The sequence below is a fragment of the Salegentibacter maritimus genome (assembly GCF_016236915.1).
GTDB lineage: Bacteria > Bacteroidota > Bacteroidia > Flavobacteriales > Flavobacteriaceae > Salegentibacter > Salegentibacter maritimus.
Window position 1 is genome coordinate 1 of the sequence record NZ_JAEHOK010000074.1, and the last position, 248, is coordinate 248.

At 47.6% G+C, this 248-nt stretch carries 1 protein-coding gene; it reads left to right on the forward strand.

The window, feature by feature from the left end:
- Window positions 1-248: hypothetical protein (locus I6U49_RS17345; RefSeq protein ID WP_198629706.1), on the forward strand; the 248-nt coding region annotated here is incomplete at both ends.

Genomic DNA, 248 nt, shown 5'->3' on the forward strand with positions numbered 1-248 from the left:
AACGGAACAAGGGATGATAACCAGCCATTAGATGCAGAATACCCCGTGGGAACCACCAATATTACATGGATCGTGACAGATGATAATGGAAACGAAGCTGAACCCGTAATACAAACCGTAACGGTAACTGACGACCAGGCGCCGGTAATTGCTGCTGTGGAAGCTATCAATACTACTGCAGATGCAGATACCTGTGGGGCGATGATAGAAATTGTACCTCCGGCGGCTACTGATAACTGTTCAGTTGG